Below are 16954 nucleotides of genomic sequence, written 5' to 3'. Positions count from 1 at the left end.
GCGTGCCTTCTGGATCGGGCTCAGCGTTGGGCGCCTGCTTCGACCGCCTGCCAGACCCGCAGCAGGTTGCCACCGAGGAGCTTGCGGATATCGGCCTCCGCATAGCCGCGGGCCTGCAGGCCCGCGACCAGGTTCGGATAGTCCGCGACGGTCTTCAGGCCGGTGGGCAGGTTGCCGCCCACGCCGTCGAAATCCGAACCGATGCCGACATGGTCGATGCCCAGCAGCTTCACGCCGTGGTCGATGTGGTCGAGCACGGTGTCCAGCGGCACCGTGCGGTGCGGGTGCTCGGCATCCCACTTCGCGTCGAAGGCGGCCTCGTCCAGCAGGGGTTCGCCTGCTTCCGTGCGGCGCGCGTTCTCGGCGAGGAACGCGTCGTAGGCGGTGAAGTAGCCCTGCAGGTCCTTCGCCGACGCCGGGTCGATGAAGCCGTTGCCGAAGGGGATCTGGATGACGCCGCCGCCTTCCGCCACGCGCCTGGCGAGGGCGTCGCTGATGTTGCGCTCCAGCCCCGGGGTGAAGTGGCGGAACGCGGAGTGGGTGGCGACCACGGGCACCGTGCTCAGCTCGAGCACGTCCTCGACCGTCTCGTCGGACAGGTGCGAGACATCCACCATCATGCCGAGCCGGTTCATCTCGGCCACCGCCTGCCGGCCGAGCGGGCTGAGCCCGTTCCAGCGCTTGATCCGCTGGTAGGACGAATCGCCCATCGCGTTGTTCGCGCTGTGGACCAGGGTGATGTAGCGCACGCCGCGTTCAAAGAAGAAGCCCAGGTTGCCGATGTCCTCGCCGATCGGGGCGCCGTTCTCCATGCCGAGCGGCAGCAACACGCGTCCGCCCTCGCGCAGCCGGCCGACGTCGCCCGGGGAGGTCAGCAGGGCGAACTTGTCCGGATGCCGCTGCACCAGCGCCTCGACGCCGTCGATCATCTTGTTCGCGACTTCCCAGGCGCTGTCGTCCTCGTCCTGCCCGGGGGAGGTGTAGATCGACATGAAGGCGACATCGAGGCCGCCGGCACGGGCGCGGGGGTAGTCGAACTCGCGGTCCGAGGCGTCGGTGGCCAGCTCCGCCCAGTGCGACATCAGCTGGCCCGGGGCGTCGATATGGGTGTCCACGATCACGGCATCCCGGGCGAGGGCCAAGGCTTCGGGCGTGGCCGCCGGTGAGGGCGTGGCGCCGAGCCCGCCGAGCGTGAGGACGAGTGGAACCACCATGGTCTTGCGCATGCCATCTCCCCGGATTCGATGTCGGTCCGCCCAAACGGGCGGGTCCGCCCACCATACCGCAGCTCCGGCCGGCTTCATTGACTTGACGCGGGCCCGTCACTACCTTGTAGAGACACCCAGCCGGATTCGAGGTGGCCCGCGGAAACGCAGGCCGAGCGTGCGACATGAGGACTACCGCCGCCCATCGCTGACCCGCCCGAGGCCCCGCATCCCGCAGGCGCCCTTGAGGGCGCCTTGTTTTTTGTTCGTCCATGAACAAGACCCCGGCCATGCCTGGCCGGACTCTTCAATGCAAAGGACCGGCTCCGGCCGGTGGCTTGGAATCCCCAATTGCTCCCATGATCACGATTACGCTCCCCGACGGCAGCCGCCGCGAATTCGACAACCCCGTGTCCGTGATGGACGTCGCCCAGTCCATCGGCCCCGGCCTCGCCAAGGCCACCATTGCCGGCGCCGTCGACGGCAAGCTGGTGGATGCCAGCGACCTCATCGACCGGGACGCCAGCCTGCGCATCATCACCGCCAAGGACGAGGAGGGCGTCGAGATCATCCGCCACTCCTGCGCCCATCTGGTGGGGCACGCCGTCAAGCAGCTGTATCCGGACGCGAAGATGGTCATCGGCCCGGTGATCGACGAGGGCTTCTATTACGACATCTACTCCGAGCGCCCGTTCACGCCCGACGACATGGCGGCGATCGAGCAGCGCATGCAGCAACTCATCGACCAGGACTACGACGTCATCAAGAAGGTGACGCCGCGCGCCGAGGTCATCGAGGTCTTCAAGGCACGCGGCGAGGACTACAAGCTCCGCCTGGTCGAGGACATGCCCGACGAGCAGGCGATGGGCCTGTACTACCACCAGGAATACGTGGACATGTGCCGCGGCCCGCACGTGCCCAACACGCGCTTCCTCAAGGTGTTCAAGCTGACGCGCATCTCCGGTGCCTACTGGCGCGGCGATTCCAAGAACGAGCAGCTGCAGCGTATCTACGGCACGGCCTGGGCGGACAAGAAGCAGCTCAACGCCTACATCCAGCGCATCGAGGAGGCGGAGAAGCGCGACCACCGCCGCATCGCCAAGCAGCAGGACCTGTTCCACCTGCAGGAAGAAGCGCCGGGCCTGATCTTCTGGCACCCGAAGGGCTGGTCGATCTGGCAGAGCGTCGAGCAGCACATGCGCAAGGTCTACCGCGACAGCGGGTACCAGGAAGTGCGCTGCCCGCAGATCCTCGATGTGTCGCTGTGGCAGAAGTCCGGCCACTGGGACAACTACAAGGAGAACATGTTCTTCACCGAGTCGGAGAAGCGTACCTACGCGCTGAAGCCGATGAACTGCCCGGGGCACGTGCAGGTCTTCAACCATGGCCTGCACAGCTACCGCGACCTGCCGATCCGCTACGGCGAGTTCGGCGCCTGTCACCGCAACGAGCCGTCGGGTGCGCTGCACGGCATCCTGCGCGTGCGCGGCTTCACCCAGGACGACGGCCACGTCTTCTGCACCGAGGCGCAGGTCGAATCCGAGGTCACCGCCTTCCATGCGCAGGCGATGCAGGTCTACGCCGACTTCGGTTTCGATGACATCCAGGTCAAGCTCGCGCTTCGTCCCGAGTCGCGGCTCGGCGACGACGCGACCTGGGACAAGGCCGAAGAGGCCCTGCGCGCGGCATTGCGCGCGGCGGGCGTCGAGTGGACCGAACTGCCGGGCGAGGGCGCGTTCTATGGCCCGAAGATCGAATACCACCTGCGCGACGCCATCGGCCGCACCTGGCAGTTGGGCACGATGCAGGTCGATTTCATGATGCCCGGACGCCTCGGCGCCGAGTACGTGGACGAGCACAGCCAGCGTCGCCACCCGGTGATGCTGCACCGCGCGATCGTCGGTTCGATGGAGCGTTTCATCGGCATCCTCATCGAACATCACGCCGGACAACTGCCCACCTGGCTGGCTCCGGTGCAGGCGGTGATCATGAATATCACCGATGCGCAGGCCGATTACGTCCAGGAGGTCCGGAAAACCCTTGCAAATCAAGGCTTCCGGGTCGCGGCCGATTTGCGGAACGAGAAGATCGGCTATAAGATTCGCGAGCACACGCTGCAGCGCGTGCCTTACCAGCTGGTGGTCGGCGACCGCGAGCGGGACAATGGCATGGTCGCGGTGCGGGCGCGAGGAGGGGAGGACCTGGGGACGATGACCGTCGCCGAGTTCGCCTCGCGTTTGCGCAGTGAGCAGGTCGGCGCTTCCGGCGCCCCCTGATCCGGCAGCGGGCCATACTCCGGCCAGGGTCCCATGCCCCGGCCGGTTCCGACCCTTTTGGAGATTGCACACATCAGTACCGCCGACAAACCGAACCGCAGGAACCATGAGATCCGCGTCCCCCGTGTCCGAGTGATCGGCAGCGACGGCGAGATGATCGGCGTCCTGACGCGCGACGAAGCCCTGGGCCGGGCCGAGGACGAAGGGCTCGACCTGGTCGAGATCCAGCCCAATGCGGACCCGCCGGTCTGCAAGATCATGGATTTCGGCAAATTCCGGTTCGAGATGCAGAAGAAGGCGGCCGAGGCCAAGAAGCGCCAGAAGCAGGTCGAGATCAAGGAAGTGAAGTTCCGTCCGGTCACGGACGAGGGCGACTACCAGATCAAGCTGCGCAAGATGCGCGAGTTCCTGGAAGAAGGCGACAAGATCAAGGTCAACATCCGCTTCCGTGGCCGCGAGATGAGCCACCAGGAGCTGGGCCGCGAGATGGCCGCCCGCATCGAGGCCGACCTCGGCGAGGACATCGTGATCGAGTCGCGCCCGCGCCTGGAAGGCCGCCAGATGGTGATGATGATCGCGCCGAAGAAGAAGTAAGCGGCGCGGCATCCGGGGCCCCGGCCCCGCAACGGGGGCGCCTTCGGGCGCCCTTCGTCGTTCGGGCCGCCCGGCGGGCTGAACCCCGCCAAGCCCATGATTTGCAAGCCAAACCCGGGACCGGCATAATGTGCGGCCCGGTTCGCCGGGTTTGTTGTGATTGAAGTACCCAGGACCTGTCGGGATCCTTTCAGGATCAACGACTTACAAGCCGGCACGGGCAGGACGGAAAGCGTGGCTCAGCCACCGCCCAGGCCAGTGAGACAACATCCGAAAGGACATTCCAATGCCCAAGATCAAGACCCACCGGGGTGCGGCCAAGCGTTTCCGCAAGACCGCCTCCGGCAAGTACAAGGCTGGCCACGCCAACCGTAGCCACATCCTCACCAAGAAGGCGACCAAGCGGAAGCGCAACCTGCGGCAGACGAACCACGTTCGTGCCGAGGACGCGGGCCGTCTGGACCGCATGCTGCCGTATCTCTGAGGAGGACTGAACCATGGCACGAGTCAAGCGTGGCGTCACTGCACGACGCCGTCACAAGAAGGTCCTCAAGCAGGCCAAGGGTTACTACAACGCGCGCCGCAAGGTCTACCGCGTTGCCAAGCAGGCCGTCACCAAGGCCCTGCAGTACGCCTACATCGGCCGCAAGCAGAAGAAGCGCAACTTCCGCTCGCTGTGGATCACGCGTATCAACGCTGCTGCCCGCATCAATGGCATGAGCTACAGCCGCTTCATGAACGGCCTGAACAAGGCCGGCATCACCCTCGACCGCAAGGTGCTGGCGGACATCGCCGTGCACGACGCGACGGGTTTTGCCGCGCTGGCCGAGAAGGCGAAAGGCGCGCTCGCAGCGTAATTGTCACCGGTCGCCGTCCTCGGGCGGTGCCGGACAATGCAGTACACGCATGGGGAAGGGCGCAAGTCCTTCCCCATGTTCGTTTCAGGGGTCGCCACTCGGGGAGCGTTGCACCGCGCGAGCGGACGCGTCCAAGGAAGGCGGCGGAGTCCAATGCGTCCGCGCGGACGCGAACTGGCCATGAGTGGCGCATGATCGAAATCGAAGCACTGACCCGGCAGGCACTGGACGACATCGACGCAGCGGATTCGTCGCAGGCGATCGAGGCCTTGCGCGTGGCCCTGCTGGGCAAGTCGGGCAGCGTGACGGCCCAGCTGAAGCAGCTCGGTGGCTTGCCGCCGGAGCAGCGAAAGGACGCGGGGGAGGCGATCAACCGGGCGCGCGACGTGCTGGCCACGGCCCTGTCGGCGCGCAAGTCCGCGCTGGATTCGGCGGCGCTGGATGCCCGCCTGGCCACCGAAACGATCGACGTGACCCTGCCCGGCATCGACGGGGGACGCGGTGGCCTGCATCCGATCAGCCGGACCCTGGAGCGCATGGCCGACATCTTCGGCCGGTTGGGCTTTGAGCAGGCGGAAGGGCCGGAGATCGAGGACGACTGGCACAACTTCGAAGCGCTCAACTTCCCGCCGCACCACCCGGCGCGCGCCATGCACGATACGTTCTATTTCCCGCCCGACGGCAAGGGCGTCGCCCGCCTGCTGCGCACCCACACTTCGGGCGTGCAGGTGCGCTACATGCTGGGCAACAAGCCGCCGCTGCGCATGATCGCGCTGGGCAAGGTCTACCGCAGCGACAGCGACCAGACCCATACGCCGATGTTCCACCAATGCGAGGGCCTGCTGGTCGACGAGCACGCCAGCTTCGCCGATCTCAAGGGCACCCTGGCCGAGTTCGTGCGCGCGTTCTTCGAGCGCGACTTCGAGATGCGCTTCCGCCCGAGCTACTTCCCCTTCACCGAGCCGTCGGCCGAGCTCGACATCGCCTGGCAGCAGGCCGATGGCAGCACCCGCTGGCTGGAGGTGCTGGGCTGCGGCATGGTCCATCCGAACGTGCTGCGCAACGTCGGCATCGACCCGGAGAAGTACACCGGTTACGCCTTCGGCATGGGCGTCGAGCGGCTGACCATGCTGCGATACGGCGTGGACGACCTGCGCAGCTTCTTCGACAACGACGTGCGCTTCCTCCGGCAGTTCGCCTGAGGCCGACCGACCTTGCCCGGCGCGGGCCCATGCCCGCGCACGACGATTGAACAGGATCCACGCGAGATGAAATTCAGCGAGAACTGGCTGCGCCAGCACGTGCCCACCGATGCCACGCGCGATGAACTCGCGGCGACGCTGACCGCCATCGGCCTCGAGGTCGAGGAGGTCACCGCACTGGGTGATTCGCTCGATGGCGTGGTCGTGGCCGAGATCGTGCAGGCCCTGCCGCACCCGGATGCCGAGCGCCTGCAGGTGTGCCAGGTCGAGACCGGCGAGGGCACCGTGCAGATCGTCTGCGGTGCGCCGAATGCGCGCGTCGGCCTGAAGGCCCCGCTGGCCAAGGTCGGGGCGGTGCTGCCCGGTGACTTCCGGATCAAGCCCGCGAAGCTGCGTGGCGTGGAGTCCTTCGGCATGCTCTGTTCGGCCAAGGAACTCGGTACCGACGGCGACGCCGCCGGGCTGCTCGAACTGCCGGCCGATGCGACGGTGGGCCAGCCGATCGCCGATTGCCTGGGGCTCCCGGACGCCAGCATCGAGATCAAGCTGACGCCCAATCGCGCCGACTGTTTCGGCGTGCGCGGGATCGCCTACGACGTCGCCGCCGCATCCGGCAGCGAAGTCGCACCGTTCGAGGCGGCGCCGGTGGCCGCCACCAGCGACGCGACCCTTGAGGTCGGCCTGCAGGCCGGCGCCGCCGCACCCCGCTATTGCGGTCGCGTGCTGGAAGGCGTGGCCGCCGACGTCAGCACGCCCTTGTGGATGGCCGAGCGCCTGCGTCGCAGCGGCATCCGCCCGGTGTCCTTCCTGGTCGACGTCACCCAGTACGTGATGATCGAGCTCGGGCAGCCGATGCATGCCTTCGACCGCGACCTGCTCAAGGGACCGATCGGTGTGCGCCCGGCACGCGACGGCGAGGCGCTCAAGCTGCTCGATGGCCGCGACGTCTCCGTCGATCCCAGCTTCCTCGTCATCACCGATGCCGATCGCGCCGTCGCCTTGGCCGGCATCATGGGCGGGCATGACACACGCGTGACCGATGCGACCCGCAACGTGTTTCTCGAGGCGGCCCACTTCGCGCCCGACGCGATCATTGGCCGCGGCCGCAAGCTGGGCCTGCACACCGACGCAGGCCACCGCTTCGAGCGCGGTGTTGATCCGGCGCTGCCGCGCATCGCGATCGAACATGCCACGCGCCTGATCCTCGACATCGCAGGCGGCACGCCGGGGCCGGTGGTCGAGGCTGCGCTGCCCGAGCATCTGCCGTCGCCCCAGCCGGTGCTGCTGCGTCGCGCCCGTCTGGCGCGCCTGCTCGGCATGCAGATCGCCGATGCCGACGTCGAGCGCATCCTGCGCGCGCTGGGCCTCGGGGTCGAGGTGGACGAAGCCGGCTGGCGGGTGATGCCGCCCAGCCGCCGCTTCGACATCGCCATCGAAGAGGACCTGATCGAAGAAGTCGTCCGCATCCACGGCTACGACGCGGTGCCGACGACCCTGCCCGCCGGCGCCGCTCGGCTGGTCGCGCCGGGCGAGGGGCGCGTCGACGTGCCCAGCCTGCGCCGGCAGATCGCCGCACGCGGCTATCTGGAGGCCATCAATTTCGCCTTCGTCGATGCCGACCTGCTCGAGGCCTGGGGCCTGCAGGCCGGCGGCGTCCCGCTGGCCAACCCGCTCAGTGCCGACCTCGGCGTGATGCGGACCTCGCTGCTGCCCGGCCTGGTCGCCGCGCTGGGCCGCAACGCCGCCCGCCAACAGGCACGCGTGCGCCTGTTCGAGCTGGGCAAGGTCTTTGCCGCCACCGACGACGCACCGCATGAGATTCCGCGTATCGCCGCGGTGGCCTGTGGCACCGCGCACGCCGAGCAGTGGGGGCAGGGCGAGCGCGCCCTCGGTTTCCATGACATCAAGGGTGATCTGGAGAGTCTGGCCGCACTGTCAGGTGCGGCCCTCGAGTTCCGTCCCTCCCGGCCGGCCTGGGCCCATCCGGGGCGCTCCGCCGACGTGTATCGCGACGGCGTCCAACTGGGCTGGATCGGCCAGCTGCATCCGCGCCTGCAGCAGGCGCTGGAGCTCGACGTCGATGTCCTGGCCTTCGAACTCGACCTTGCGCCGCTGGCTGAACGGGCGCTGCCGCGTGCCGGCACGCTTTCCCGGTACCCGTCCGTCCGCCGCGACCTCGCGTTCGTCGTCGCCGAGGACCTGCCTTGGGCGACCGTGTCGCATGCGGTGCGCGAGGCCGCGGGCCCGTCCCTGCGCGATCTGGTCCTGTTCGACCGCTACCAGGGCAAGGGCGTGGAAACCGGATTCAAGAGTCTCGCTATGGGCTTGATTCTGCAGGATGAATCCCGCACTCTGGAAGATCGCGACGTGGACGCGATCGTGGCTGGCGTAACCGCCTTGCTGCAGGAACGGCACGGTGCGGTGATCCGCGGTTGAGCCGTGGCGAGGTAGGGGAACGAGATGGCACTGACCAAGGCGGAGATGGCCGAACGACTGTTCGAGGAAGTCGGCCTGAACAAGCGGGAAGCGAAGGAGTTCGTCGATGCATTCTTCGACGCCCTGCGCGAATCGCTGGAGCAGGGACGCCAGGTGAAGCTGTCGGGCTTCGGCAATTTCGACCTGCGCCGCAAGAACCAGCGGCCGGGCCGGAACCCCAAGACCGGTGAGGAAATTCCGATTTCGGCCCGTACGGTGGTGACCTTCCGTCCGGGCCAGAAGCTCAAGGAGCGCGTGGAGGCCTATGCTGGACCCGGGCAGTAACCGCGAACTTCCGCCGATCCCGGCGAAGCGCTACTTCACCATCGGTGAAGTCAGCGAGCTGTGCGACGTCAAGCCGCACGTCCTGCGGTACTGGGAAACCGAGTTCCCCAGCCTCAACCCGGTCAAGCGTCGCGGCAATCGCCGCTACTACCAGCGCCACGAGGTGCTGATGGTCCGCCAGATCCGCGCGTTGCTGTACGAACAGGGCTACACCATCGGCGGCGCGCGCCAGCGCCTGGAAGGCGACTCGGCCAAGGAAGAGGCCGTGCTCAGCGGGCAGATCATCCGCCAGGTGCGGATGGAGCTCGAGGAGATCCTGCAACTGCTCCGCCGCTGAGCGGATGCATCGCGGGGCATGGCCGGATCGGTCGAGTCCCGCTATACTTGCCGCCCGCTCGGCCCCTGGCCGCAGCCGGCACCGTTCGGGGTGTAGCGCAGCCTGGTAGCGCACCTGTCTGGGGGACAGGTGGTCGTCGGTTCGAATCCGGCCACCCCGACCAATTCCTGAATGCCAGAACGACACCCGGACGTCCGGGTGTTTTTGTTTCCGGGGCGGTCTGCTGTACTCGGCGCTTGTCCTTCACACGGAGCGTGCATGAAGCGTTCGATGCGGATCTGCGCGGCCCTGGTGCTGCTGGCGGGCGTCTGCGGGCCCTTGGATGCACAGGAGGCCGGGGACGATGCCGGCCCCGTGCGCGACCTTGAAACGCTCGTCGTCAGTGGCGTCCAGCCGGGTCCCGGTTTGTGGAAGGTGTCCACCGGATCCGGCCACGTGATGTGGGTGCTCGGCACGGTTTCGCCGCTCCCGCGGCGGATGGAATGGGAGGCCCGCGAGGTGGGCGGGGTGATCGCCGGAGCCCAGGAAGTGATGCTGGCGCCCGGGATCGATATCGACGCGGACGTGGGCTTCTTCGGTGGCCTGGCGCTGGCGCCCCGGCTCATGCGCGCGCGGCGCAGCCCCGACGGTCGTCGCCTGGAGGAAGTGCTTTCGCCCGGCGAATACGCGCGCTGGTCGACGCTCAAGCGCCAGTACATCGGCGGTGATCGTGGGATCGAGAAATGGCGGCCCATGTTCGCGGCCGCGCGCCTCTACCAGGAAGCCGTGGAGGACGTCGGCCTGCGGACCCGTGGGGTGGTCACGCCGGTGGTGGAGGATCTCGCGCGCGACCACGGGGTGACCGTCAGCCGGCCGATGGTCGAGCTGAAGATCGAGGATCCCAAGGCGGCGATCAGCGAGTTCAGCGCGGCCGAGATCGACGACCTCGCCTGCTTCAGCAAGACCCTTGATCGCGTGCAGGATGACCTGGGATACATGCGCGAGCGTGCGAATGCCTGGGCCGTCGGCGATATCGAAGGGCTGCGCTCGATTCCCTTCCAGCCCTTCGAGGACTGCGAGCAGGCCTGGGCCAGTGTGCAGGCGCTGAGCGACCGGGTGGGCGACCTGCGCGCCCAGCGCGATGCGCTCTGGTTGAAGGAGGTCGACCGCGTACTGGCCAACAACCGGGTGACCCTGGCGTTGCTGCCGATGGAAGAGCTGTTCCGTCCGGACGGGCTCGCTGCCAGCCTGCAGGCACGCGGCTACCGGGTCGAGGCACCGGGCGAATACGACGCGGCGTCCCCCATGGACGCCCCCACGCCGGACGACGGGGTGGCCCCGCCTGCCGGGTGAACGGACGCGTCGGCTTGACGGGCCTGCTGGCCCGCCCGCAACTGCACCAGCAGGCCATGCAGCATCTCGGTCGAGAGGCCGTGCAGGGTCAGGCGGAAGCCGGCACGCAGCGTGGACATCGGGACCAGCGGATGGCGGTTGTTGAGCAGCACCAGATGCTCGTGCGCGTCCAGCAGGGTGGCGGCGTAGAGGCCGATGGTCTCGTCCAGCTGCAGTGAGTTGGTCGCGCGCCAGAAGTCGCTGTCGGTCAGCATCAACTGGTAGATCGGCGTGAACAGTTCGATCGAACTCTGCAGGTCCAGGAAGTTGCGCCGCCGGCGCGGCATGTCCTCCAGCCGCAGCGGCGGCTGCTCGACCATCGACAGGTCGGGGTGGGGCACGCGTGCCAGTCGCTGGCCGCTGTCGCGCAGGTTCTGGTTGAGGCGAATGATGAAGTTGTAGAGGTTGAGGTCGTGCACGAGGTACATGTCCTCGCGCACGTCGCTGATCTTCATCGGCGCCAGCGGATTCGTCGGCACTTCCACTGGCGCATTGCGCGCGATGAAACCGAGGATCTGCGAACCGAGATGGAAATGGCGCAGGATCAGCCAGTTTGCCTCGGGCCGGATGAAGTGCTCCATGCCCCAGGCCAGCAGCCGGTGCAGCGCGCGCGAGAACGCGAGCTTGCGCGGCAGGAATACCTTCAGCACCTGGATCAGCACGATCATCGTGCGCGCGAACGGGCGGATGAAGGGCAGCAGGTACTGCCGGGACCAGGAGCTGGAATCGGCCAGCCACGCGTGCTTGACCGCCTCGTCGATGGGGGTGCTCTGGTCCAGCTGCAGCGCGAGCCAGGGATTGGGGTCGCGCGGGTCGTGGCCCGGGCCGGCGAAGTCGGGGGCGGGTTTCATGGGTCGGTACGTTCCTGCGGAGTGGCTCCCGTGCCCACCGGGATGTGCTCGAACTGCATTAGGTACAGCGCCGCGGTGCGGCGCGCGGTATCGATGATCGCGCGTGCGCCCTGCCCGTCGGTGTCATGCGCGAGCACGATCTCCACCGCGCGCAACCAGCGCGCCAGATGGTGCGCGTCGTTCTCGCCATGGTACTCGAGGAAGCGGAACGCCTCCGCGGGCAGGTCCAGCGTGCTTTTCATCAATGGCAGCAGGGCGGGGATGATGCGCTGGCCGGTGCCTTCGATCATGTAGATCGCGCCCAGCAGGCCGAGGGGGTTGGGCGTCGCGGCAAGTGCATGCAGGTAGCTGTTGAGCGCCTCGCCGCCGGGATTGCGGCGCAGCGCGTCGATGTCCGCGACCTCGCCGCCGGCGCGCCGGTAGTCCTCGAACAGGATCATGTAGTCGTCCTGCTCGTCGCCGGCATGGGTTTCGATCAGCGTGGCCAGCGCCTCGTAAGGCGCGCGCACCGACGCCGCCCCTTCGCGCATCCACTTGCTGCCCTCGCGTACCTGCGGGATCCAGTGCTGCATCCAGGCCCGATAATCGGCCGTATCGAAGCGGCCCTCGCGGAGCGCGCGGATCACCGGCGTGCGCCATGCGCGCGAGCGGTAGTCGTGCCAGAGTGTCGCCAGCTCGCCGAGCAGGTGGCGGAGCGCGGCCGGTGCATCGGCCGGATCGTGCGGAGGGGCGATCACGGGATCGGCCGCCGCGGGTGCCGACGGCACGGGGTCGGGCAGCGGGGGGGCGCCAGGCGCGTCATCGGCCTCCACCTCGATCATCACGAAGGCCACGCTGAAGCGGCCGGACTCCGGGACGAAGCACAGGATGCGCTGGCCGGCCTCCAACTCATGGGTGTGCAGGAACTCGTCGAGCATGACGAAGATCGATGCCGCCCCGGTGTTGCCGCGCGTCGTGAGGTTGCTGTACCAGCGTTCGCGCGGGATCGACAGTCCCGCCTTCGCCATCAGTTCGTCCACCACCGGCGCGAAACGCTCGGAAGAGTAGTGGCAAAGGAAATGGTCGATGCCAGCCGGGTCGATCCAGCCGTCGCGGCAGAGCCGCGCGTACTCGTGCACGCCGACGTCGAACAGGTGGGGCAGCAGGCGGATGTCCTGGCGCAGGAACAGCGCGCCATCGGCCTCCGCGTCGCCCCAGGCCGGATAGTCGAGGTGCGAGCGGCTGCGGTCGGGCGTGAGGCCGAGTTGCATGCAGACCGGGTAGTCGCCGGCGAACGAGCGCTGGTGGATGAAGCGCAAGCGCAGCCGGACGCCGGCACGGCCGCGTGGCGCCCCACCCAGCTGCAGTGCACCGGCGCCGTCCGAGAGCATCCAGCGCAGGAAGTGCGCGTCGAAGTCGGCGTCGTAATCGCGGCCCGCGTAGCGCGAGCGCTTGAACAGCCGCGACGGCATCTCCGCGGCCGCGACGAGGGCATGGTCGTGCGCACCGAGCTCCACGGCGCTGGCCGCCGCCTCCCACGCACCCACGCCGGACGCACAGATGCCATGGCTGCTGAAAACCTGCATGGGTGGCGCCGCCAGGGTGCCGTGGACCATGCTGCCGAAGCCGGGCATCAGCGCGTCGCCGCCGGAACTGCCGCAGGCCAGCAGGCCGATGGTGTCGATCGAGGCGCCGCTGTCGTCCAGGCACGCACGGATCGCCGCGGCGGCCATGTCCGCGCAGCCGTGCACGGTCCGGCCTTCCGGGTCGATGGCGTAGTGGCGCTGCCGGATGCCGTTCTCCGCGAGGATGCGGCGCTTGATCCGCCCGGAGATCCGGTTCAGGGGGGCGATGTAGGCATCCATGCCGTCGTTGTCGACCGGCGCGCCGGGCAGGAAGCGCCCGCTGCCGTGCAGCCAGGTGCGTTGGAAAACAGTGGGCATCAACCGTCCTTCGTATCCGTTGGCGAACGCCCGATCCGCGCGTCCGCGGCATCGAGCGGAAGCGTGCTGCCGGCCATCCGGTCGAACACGTCCAGCAGGAAGCCGTAGTTCCCGTGGTAGCAGGCATGGTGCAGATGGTGCCGGCGGCTGGCGGCGCGCCAGCCCCGTGCGGGCGATTCGCGGCTGGCTTCGTAGTTGGCGTGGCCGAGATTGTTGAGCACGATGCTCAGCACCGGCAGCGTCATCAGCGCGACGAAGCTGAAATCGTGCAGCAGCATCGGGATCACCGGCACGCTGCCCAGCATCAGCGCCTCGACCGGATGGAACGCATAGGTGGACCACGGCGTCGGCACGTGCGAGCGGTGGTGCACGGCATGGAAACGGCGCAGTGGCGCGGTGTGCAGCAGGCGATGGTTGACGTAGAAGTGCAGCTCGTTCCAGAAGAACAGCGCCACGATCTCCAGCGCGACCTGCCAGGCCGGCGGATCGCTCGCCAACCCTGCCCAGCCCAGTCGCAGCAGCGCCCATGGCAGCAGCAGCCCCACGCCGAACAGGACGATCGACGACGCGGACGCGGCCCACTCGCGCTGCAACTGGCGCCGCGGGACCGGGCGGGGATCGAGCCGGCGACCGAGCCCCAGCCGCGGCAGGATCCGCCGGGTCAGCAGCACGGTGGCGAGTCCGGTGGTGACATACAGACCGCTGAACCAGGCGAGTCCCACCAGGACCACGGCCCAGGGCGGCAGCGCGACGAACCCGGTCCCCACGCCCGGCTCAGCCCCGTTCCGTGCGTATGCGTGGTCCGCCCATCCCTGGCGCAGCGCTCAGAGCGATGCCGACTGCGCGGGCGGCGCGCCGAGCTCCGGCCAGCGGGCCAGCAGGGACGCCCGGATGCCGTCGGCGTCGAGTCCCGCCTCGGCCAGCAGCTGCTCGCGGCTGGCGTGGTGCTGGAACGCGTCGGGCAGGCCGAGGTGCAGGACCGGCAGGGTCACCCCTTCGGCGGCGAGCAGTTCGGCCACGCCCGACCCGGCGCCGCCGGCGACCACGTTGTCCTCGATCGTGACGAAGCCCGTGTGCGAGCGCGCGAGTTCAAGCACGAGGTCGCGGTCCAGCGGTTTCACGAAACGCATGTTGACCAGGGTCAGTCCGAGCGCGCCTGCGACCTGTTCCGCCGCGGCGACCATCGCGCCGAAGGCCAGCAGTGCCACCGGGCCGCCGCGTCGCCGCAGGTCCGCCTTGCCGACCGGCAGCACGTCGAGCGTCGGCCGGACCTCGACCCCCGGGCCGGTGCCGCGCGGGTAGCGCACCGCCGCGGGGCCCGCGTAGTGGTGGCCGGTGCTCAGCATCATCCGGCACTCGTTCTCGTCCGCCGGCGCCATCACCACCATGTTGGGTACGCAGCGCAGGTAGCTCAGGTCGAGGTTGCCGGCATGGGTCGCGCCGTCGGGGCCGACCACGCCGCCGCGGTCGATCGCGAACAGCACGTCGAGGTCCTGGATCGCGACGTCGTGCACCAGCTGGTCGTAGCCGCGCTGCAGGAAGGTCGAATAGATCGCGCACACCGGCTTGGCGCCTTCGCAGGCCATGCCCGCGGCCAGCGTCACCGCGTGCTGCTCGGCGATCGCGACGTCGAAGTAGCGCTCGGGGTACGCCTTGCTGAAACGCACCAGGCCGGAGCCCTCGCGCATCGCCGGGGTGATGCCCATCAGCTTCGGGTCGGCCGCGGCCATGTCGCACAGCCAGTCGCCGAATACGTCGGTGTAGGTCGGCTTCTTGACGCCGGCCTTCTTGACCATGCCCTGCGCGGGGTCGAAGGGGCTGACCGCGTGGTAACCGATCTGGTCGCCCTCGGCGCGCTCGTAGCCCTTGCCCTTGGTGGTGATGATATGGAGCAGCTGCGGGCCCTTGAGGGTCTTCAGCGTCTTTAGCGTGCCGACCAGGGCGGGCAGGTCATGGCCGTCGATCGGGCCGGTGTAGTGGAAGCCGAGTTCCTCGAACATGGTCGAGGGCACGAACATGCCCTTCCAGTGCTCCTCCCAGCGGCGCACGAAACGCGCCGGGGCGCCGTGCTTGTCGCCCAGCAGCTTCTTGCCGCCCTCGCGGATCGCGTTGAGCGTGCGGCTGCCGGTCAGCCGGCCGAGCATGCGGGTCACGCCACCGACGTTCTCCGAGATCGACATCTGGTTGTCGTTGAGGATCACCAGCAGGTCCGGCTCTGGCCCCTGGCCGTCCTCGCCCATGCCGCCGGCGTGCGCGAGCGCCTCGAAGGCCATGCCACCGGTGATCGCGCCGTCGCCGATCACCGCGACGACCTTGCGCGGATCGCCGCCGCGCTGCAGCGCGATCGCCATGCCGAGCGCGGCGGAGATGCTGGTCGAGCTGTGGCCGACGCCGAAGGTGTCGTACTCGGACTCCTCGCGCTTCGGGAAGGGCGCCACGCCGTCCTGCTGCTTGACCGTATGGATGGTGTCGCGGCGGCCGGTGAGGATCTTGTGCGGGTAGGTCTGATGGCCGACGTCCCACACCAGCCGGTCGACCGGGGTGTCGTACAGGTAGTGCAGGGCCACGGTCAGCTCGATCACGCCCAGCCCCGCGCCGAAATGGCCGCCGACGCGCGCGACCTGCTCGATCAGGTAGGCGCGCAGCTCGTCCGCGATGGCCGGCAGTTCCTCTTCAGGGAACTGGCGCAGGTCGGTCGGGACGGCGATGCGGGAAAGGCGGGGGTAGCGTTGCGGATCGATCATCAGGACGTGCCAACATCGCCACGGGAACGCGGCGCGTCCGTCATTGTCCTGCGGTCATCCGGGAGGGGCAAGCGCGGGCGGCCCGACCCCCGTCGCGCGGCGTTCAGCGGCCGCGCAGGCGCCCGAACAGGCCGCCCTTGGCGGTCTCGGCCTCGGGCTCCGGCTCGCGGTATTCCTCGGCGAAGCCGGTGGCCAGGTTCGCATTGATGAAGTCGGCGACGTCGGCCTCCGGCACGCTGCTGGCGGCGGCGATCTCGGCGAGCGTGGCCGGTCCCTTCATCATGGCCGTCGCGATGCGGAAGTGCTTCGGATACTCGCGCTCGGTCTGCGGCCACTTCAGCATGTGGAAACGCGCCGCCGGCCCGTAGCCGCCCACCACCTCGCCCTGGCCGGCCAGCAGGCCGCCCAGCCAGGTGAGCCGCGCCAGCGGCTGCGGCTCGCCCTTGTCGGCGATGGCGGCCTGCCATGCGGCGGCATCCAGGGTGCGGGCATCGGACTCGCCGATATGGCCCTCGAACAGCGGCAGCAGCGGCTTCAGCGCGGTGCCGGCGTAGTACTGGCCCGCATCGGCGTCGATCAGGACCTCGGCACCGCCGTGGCTCAGGGCCACCCGGCCCTGCAGGCGGTTGTCGACCAGCAGGACGGCCAGGCCGATGCCGCGTGCGGTCGGTGCTGCAGCGGGGGCCGGCGTCGTCGGTGCCGCCGGTGCCGGAGCCGGTGCCGGGGCGGGCGCCGAAGCCGCAACGGGCACCGGAGCGGGCGTCGCCGCCGGCGCGGGCGGCTGGGAAGGAGACGGCGCCGGCGTGGGCGGAGCGGCCGCCACCGGAGCGGCCAC

At 68.7% G+C, this 16954-nt stretch carries 15 protein-coding genes and 1 tRNA gene; 10 read left to right on the top strand and 6 right to left on the bottom strand.

Annotated features, from left to right (window positions below; genetic code table 11):
- Positions 1-20: 20 nt before the first annotated feature.
- Positions 21-1226: a dipeptidase gene (locus tag H4F99_RS05985; protein ID WP_182668832.1), complete on the bottom strand. Its 1206-nt coding sequence runs from the start codon at positions 1224-1226 to the stop codon at positions 21-23.
- A gap of 338 nt (positions 1227-1564) precedes the next feature.
- Here H4F99_RS05985 and thrS point away from each other — a divergent pair, with 338 nt between their 5' ends.
- The 10 genes from thrS (at position 1565) to H4F99_RS05935 (ending at position 10563) form a co-directional block, all read left to right on the top strand.
- Positions 1565-3481 (top strand): threonine--tRNA ligase, encoded by a 1917-nt coding sequence (gene thrS, locus H4F99_RS05980; protein ID WP_182668831.1) that lies wholly within the window; start codon positions 1565-1567, stop codon positions 3479-3481.
- A 33-nt stretch (positions 3482-3514) separates the two neighbouring features.
- On the top strand, positions 3515-4075 hold the full coding sequence (infC, locus tag H4F99_RS05975; RefSeq protein ID WP_246371395.1) for a translation initiation factor IF-3: 561 nt from the start codon (positions 3515-3517) through the stop codon (positions 4073-4075).
- Between the two features lie 286 nt (positions 4076-4361).
- Complete coding sequence (rpmI, locus tag H4F99_RS05970) at positions 4362-4559, top strand: 50S ribosomal protein L35 (protein WP_024889803.1); 198 nt, start codon at positions 4362-4364, stop codon at positions 4557-4559.
- A 13-nt stretch (positions 4560-4572) separates the two neighbouring features.
- Positions 4573-4932, top strand: a complete 360-nt coding sequence (gene rplT, locus H4F99_RS05965; RefSeq protein WP_182668829.1) for a 50S ribosomal protein L20 — start codon at positions 4573-4575, stop codon at positions 4930-4932.
- Positions 4933-5123: 191 nt separating this feature from the next.
- Complete coding sequence (gene pheS / locus H4F99_RS05960; protein WP_182668828.1) at positions 5124-6134, top strand: phenylalanine--tRNA ligase subunit alpha; 1011 nt, start codon at positions 5124-5126, stop codon at positions 6132-6134.
- Positions 6135-6200: 66 nt separating this feature from the next.
- Positions 6201-8570 (top strand): phenylalanine--tRNA ligase subunit beta, encoded by a 2370-nt coding sequence (gene pheT, locus H4F99_RS05955; RefSeq protein ID WP_182668827.1) that lies wholly within the window; start codon positions 6201-6203, stop codon positions 8568-8570.
- 24 nt (positions 8571-8594) lie between these two features.
- Positions 8595-8894 carry an integration host factor subunit alpha gene (locus H4F99_RS05950; RefSeq protein ID WP_182668826.1) on the top strand — a complete coding sequence of 100 codons (300 nt, stop codon included), beginning with the start codon at positions 8595-8597 and terminating at the stop codon, positions 8892-8894.
- Positions 8875-9231 carry a MerR family transcriptional regulator gene (locus tag H4F99_RS05945; protein WP_182668825.1) on the top strand — a complete coding sequence of 119 codons (357 nt, stop codon included), beginning with the start codon at positions 8875-8877 and terminating at the stop codon, positions 9229-9231. The genes H4F99_RS05950 and H4F99_RS05945 overlap by 20 nt, the downstream gene beginning before the upstream one ends.
- Positions 9232-9317: 86 nt before the next feature.
- Positions 9318-9394: transfer RNA gene (locus H4F99_RS05940), tRNA-Pro, on the top strand.
- A 95-nt stretch (positions 9395-9489) separates the two neighbouring features.
- On the top strand, positions 9490-10563 hold the full coding sequence (locus H4F99_RS05935) for a TraB/GumN family protein (RefSeq protein ID WP_182668824.1): 1074 nt from the start codon (positions 9490-9492) through the stop codon (positions 10561-10563).
- Here H4F99_RS05935 and H4F99_RS05930 read toward each other — a convergent pair.
- The 5 genes from H4F99_RS05930 to H4F99_RS05910 all read right to left on the bottom strand — a co-directional run.
- Positions 10473-11453, bottom strand: a complete 981-nt coding sequence (locus H4F99_RS05930) for a DUF6999 family protein (protein WP_182668823.1) — start codon at positions 11451-11453, stop codon at positions 10473-10475. The genes H4F99_RS05935 and H4F99_RS05930 overlap by 91 nt on opposite strands.
- A complete protein-coding gene (locus H4F99_RS14550) occupies positions 11450-13375 on the bottom strand; it encodes an iron-containing redox enzyme family protein (protein WP_182668822.1) in 1926 nt (641 codons plus the stop codon). The genes H4F99_RS05930 and H4F99_RS14550 overlap by 4 nt, the downstream gene beginning before the upstream one ends.
- Complete coding sequence (locus H4F99_RS14610) at positions 13375-14142, bottom strand: sterol desaturase family protein (RefSeq protein ID WP_182668821.1); 768 nt, start codon at positions 14140-14142, stop codon at positions 13375-13377. Before H4F99_RS14610 ends, H4F99_RS14550 begins: the two co-directional genes overlap by 1 nt.
- A 57-nt stretch (positions 14143-14199) precedes the next feature.
- A complete protein-coding gene (gene dxs / locus H4F99_RS05915) occupies positions 14200-16119 on the bottom strand; it encodes a 1-deoxy-D-xylulose-5-phosphate synthase (protein ID WP_182668820.1) in 1920 nt (639 codons plus the stop codon).
- 103 nt (positions 16120-16222) lie between these two features.
- The coding region (locus H4F99_RS05910) for a hypothetical protein (RefSeq protein ID WP_182668819.1) at positions 16223-16954 on the bottom strand (732 nt) is incomplete at its 5' end.

It is taken from the genome of Marilutibacter penaei, assembly GCF_014145395.1.
GTDB lineage: Bacteria > Pseudomonadota > Gammaproteobacteria > Xanthomonadales > Xanthomonadaceae > Marilutibacter > Marilutibacter penaei.
The sequence above is the reverse complement of the archived record's forward strand: the minus strand, read 5'-3'. Positions and strand labels throughout refer to the sequence as shown.

Coding starts and splice junctions, on each gene's coding strand:
- H4F99_RS05950 (WP_182668826.1), top strand. CDS start 8,595: ATGGCACTGACCAAGGCGGAGATGGCCGAACGACTGTTCGAGGAAGTC.
- H4F99_RS05945 (WP_182668825.1), top strand. CDS start 8,875: ATGCTGGACCCGGGCAGTAACCGCGAACTTCCGCCGATCCCGGCGAAG.
- H4F99_RS05935 (WP_182668824.1), top strand. CDS start 9,490: ATGAAGCGTTCGATGCGGATCTGCGCGGCCCTGGTGCTGCTGGCGGGC.
- H4F99_RS05985 (WP_182668832.1), bottom strand. CDS start 1,226: ATGCGCAAGACCATGGTGGTTCCACTCGTCCTCACGCTCGGCGGGCTC.
- infC (WP_246371395.1), top strand. CDS start 3,515: ATGCCCCGGCCGGTTCCGACCCTTTTGGAGATTGCACACATCAGTACC.
- H4F99_RS05930 (WP_182668823.1), bottom strand. CDS start 11,453: ATGAAACCCGCCCCCGACTTCGCCGGCCCGGGCCACGACCCGCGCGAC.
- H4F99_RS14550 (WP_182668822.1), bottom strand. CDS start 13,375: ATGCCCACTGTTTTCCAACGCACCTGGCTGCACGGCAGCGGGCGCTTC.
- rpmI (WP_024889803.1), top strand. CDS start 4,362: ATGCCCAAGATCAAGACCCACCGGGGTGCGGCCAAGCGTTTCCGCAAG.
- pheS (WP_182668828.1), top strand. CDS start 5,124: ATGATCGAAATCGAAGCACTGACCCGGCAGGCACTGGACGACATCGAC.
- thrS (WP_182668831.1), top strand. CDS start 1,565: ATGATCACGATTACGCTCCCCGACGGCAGCCGCCGCGAATTCGACAAC.
- pheT (WP_182668827.1), top strand. CDS start 6,201: ATGAAATTCAGCGAGAACTGGCTGCGCCAGCACGTGCCCACCGATGCC.
- rplT (WP_182668829.1), top strand. CDS start 4,573: ATGGCACGAGTCAAGCGTGGCGTCACTGCACGACGCCGTCACAAGAAG.
- dxs (WP_182668820.1), bottom strand. CDS start 16,119: ATGATCGATCCGCAACGCTACCCCCGCCTTTCCCGCATCGCCGTCCCG.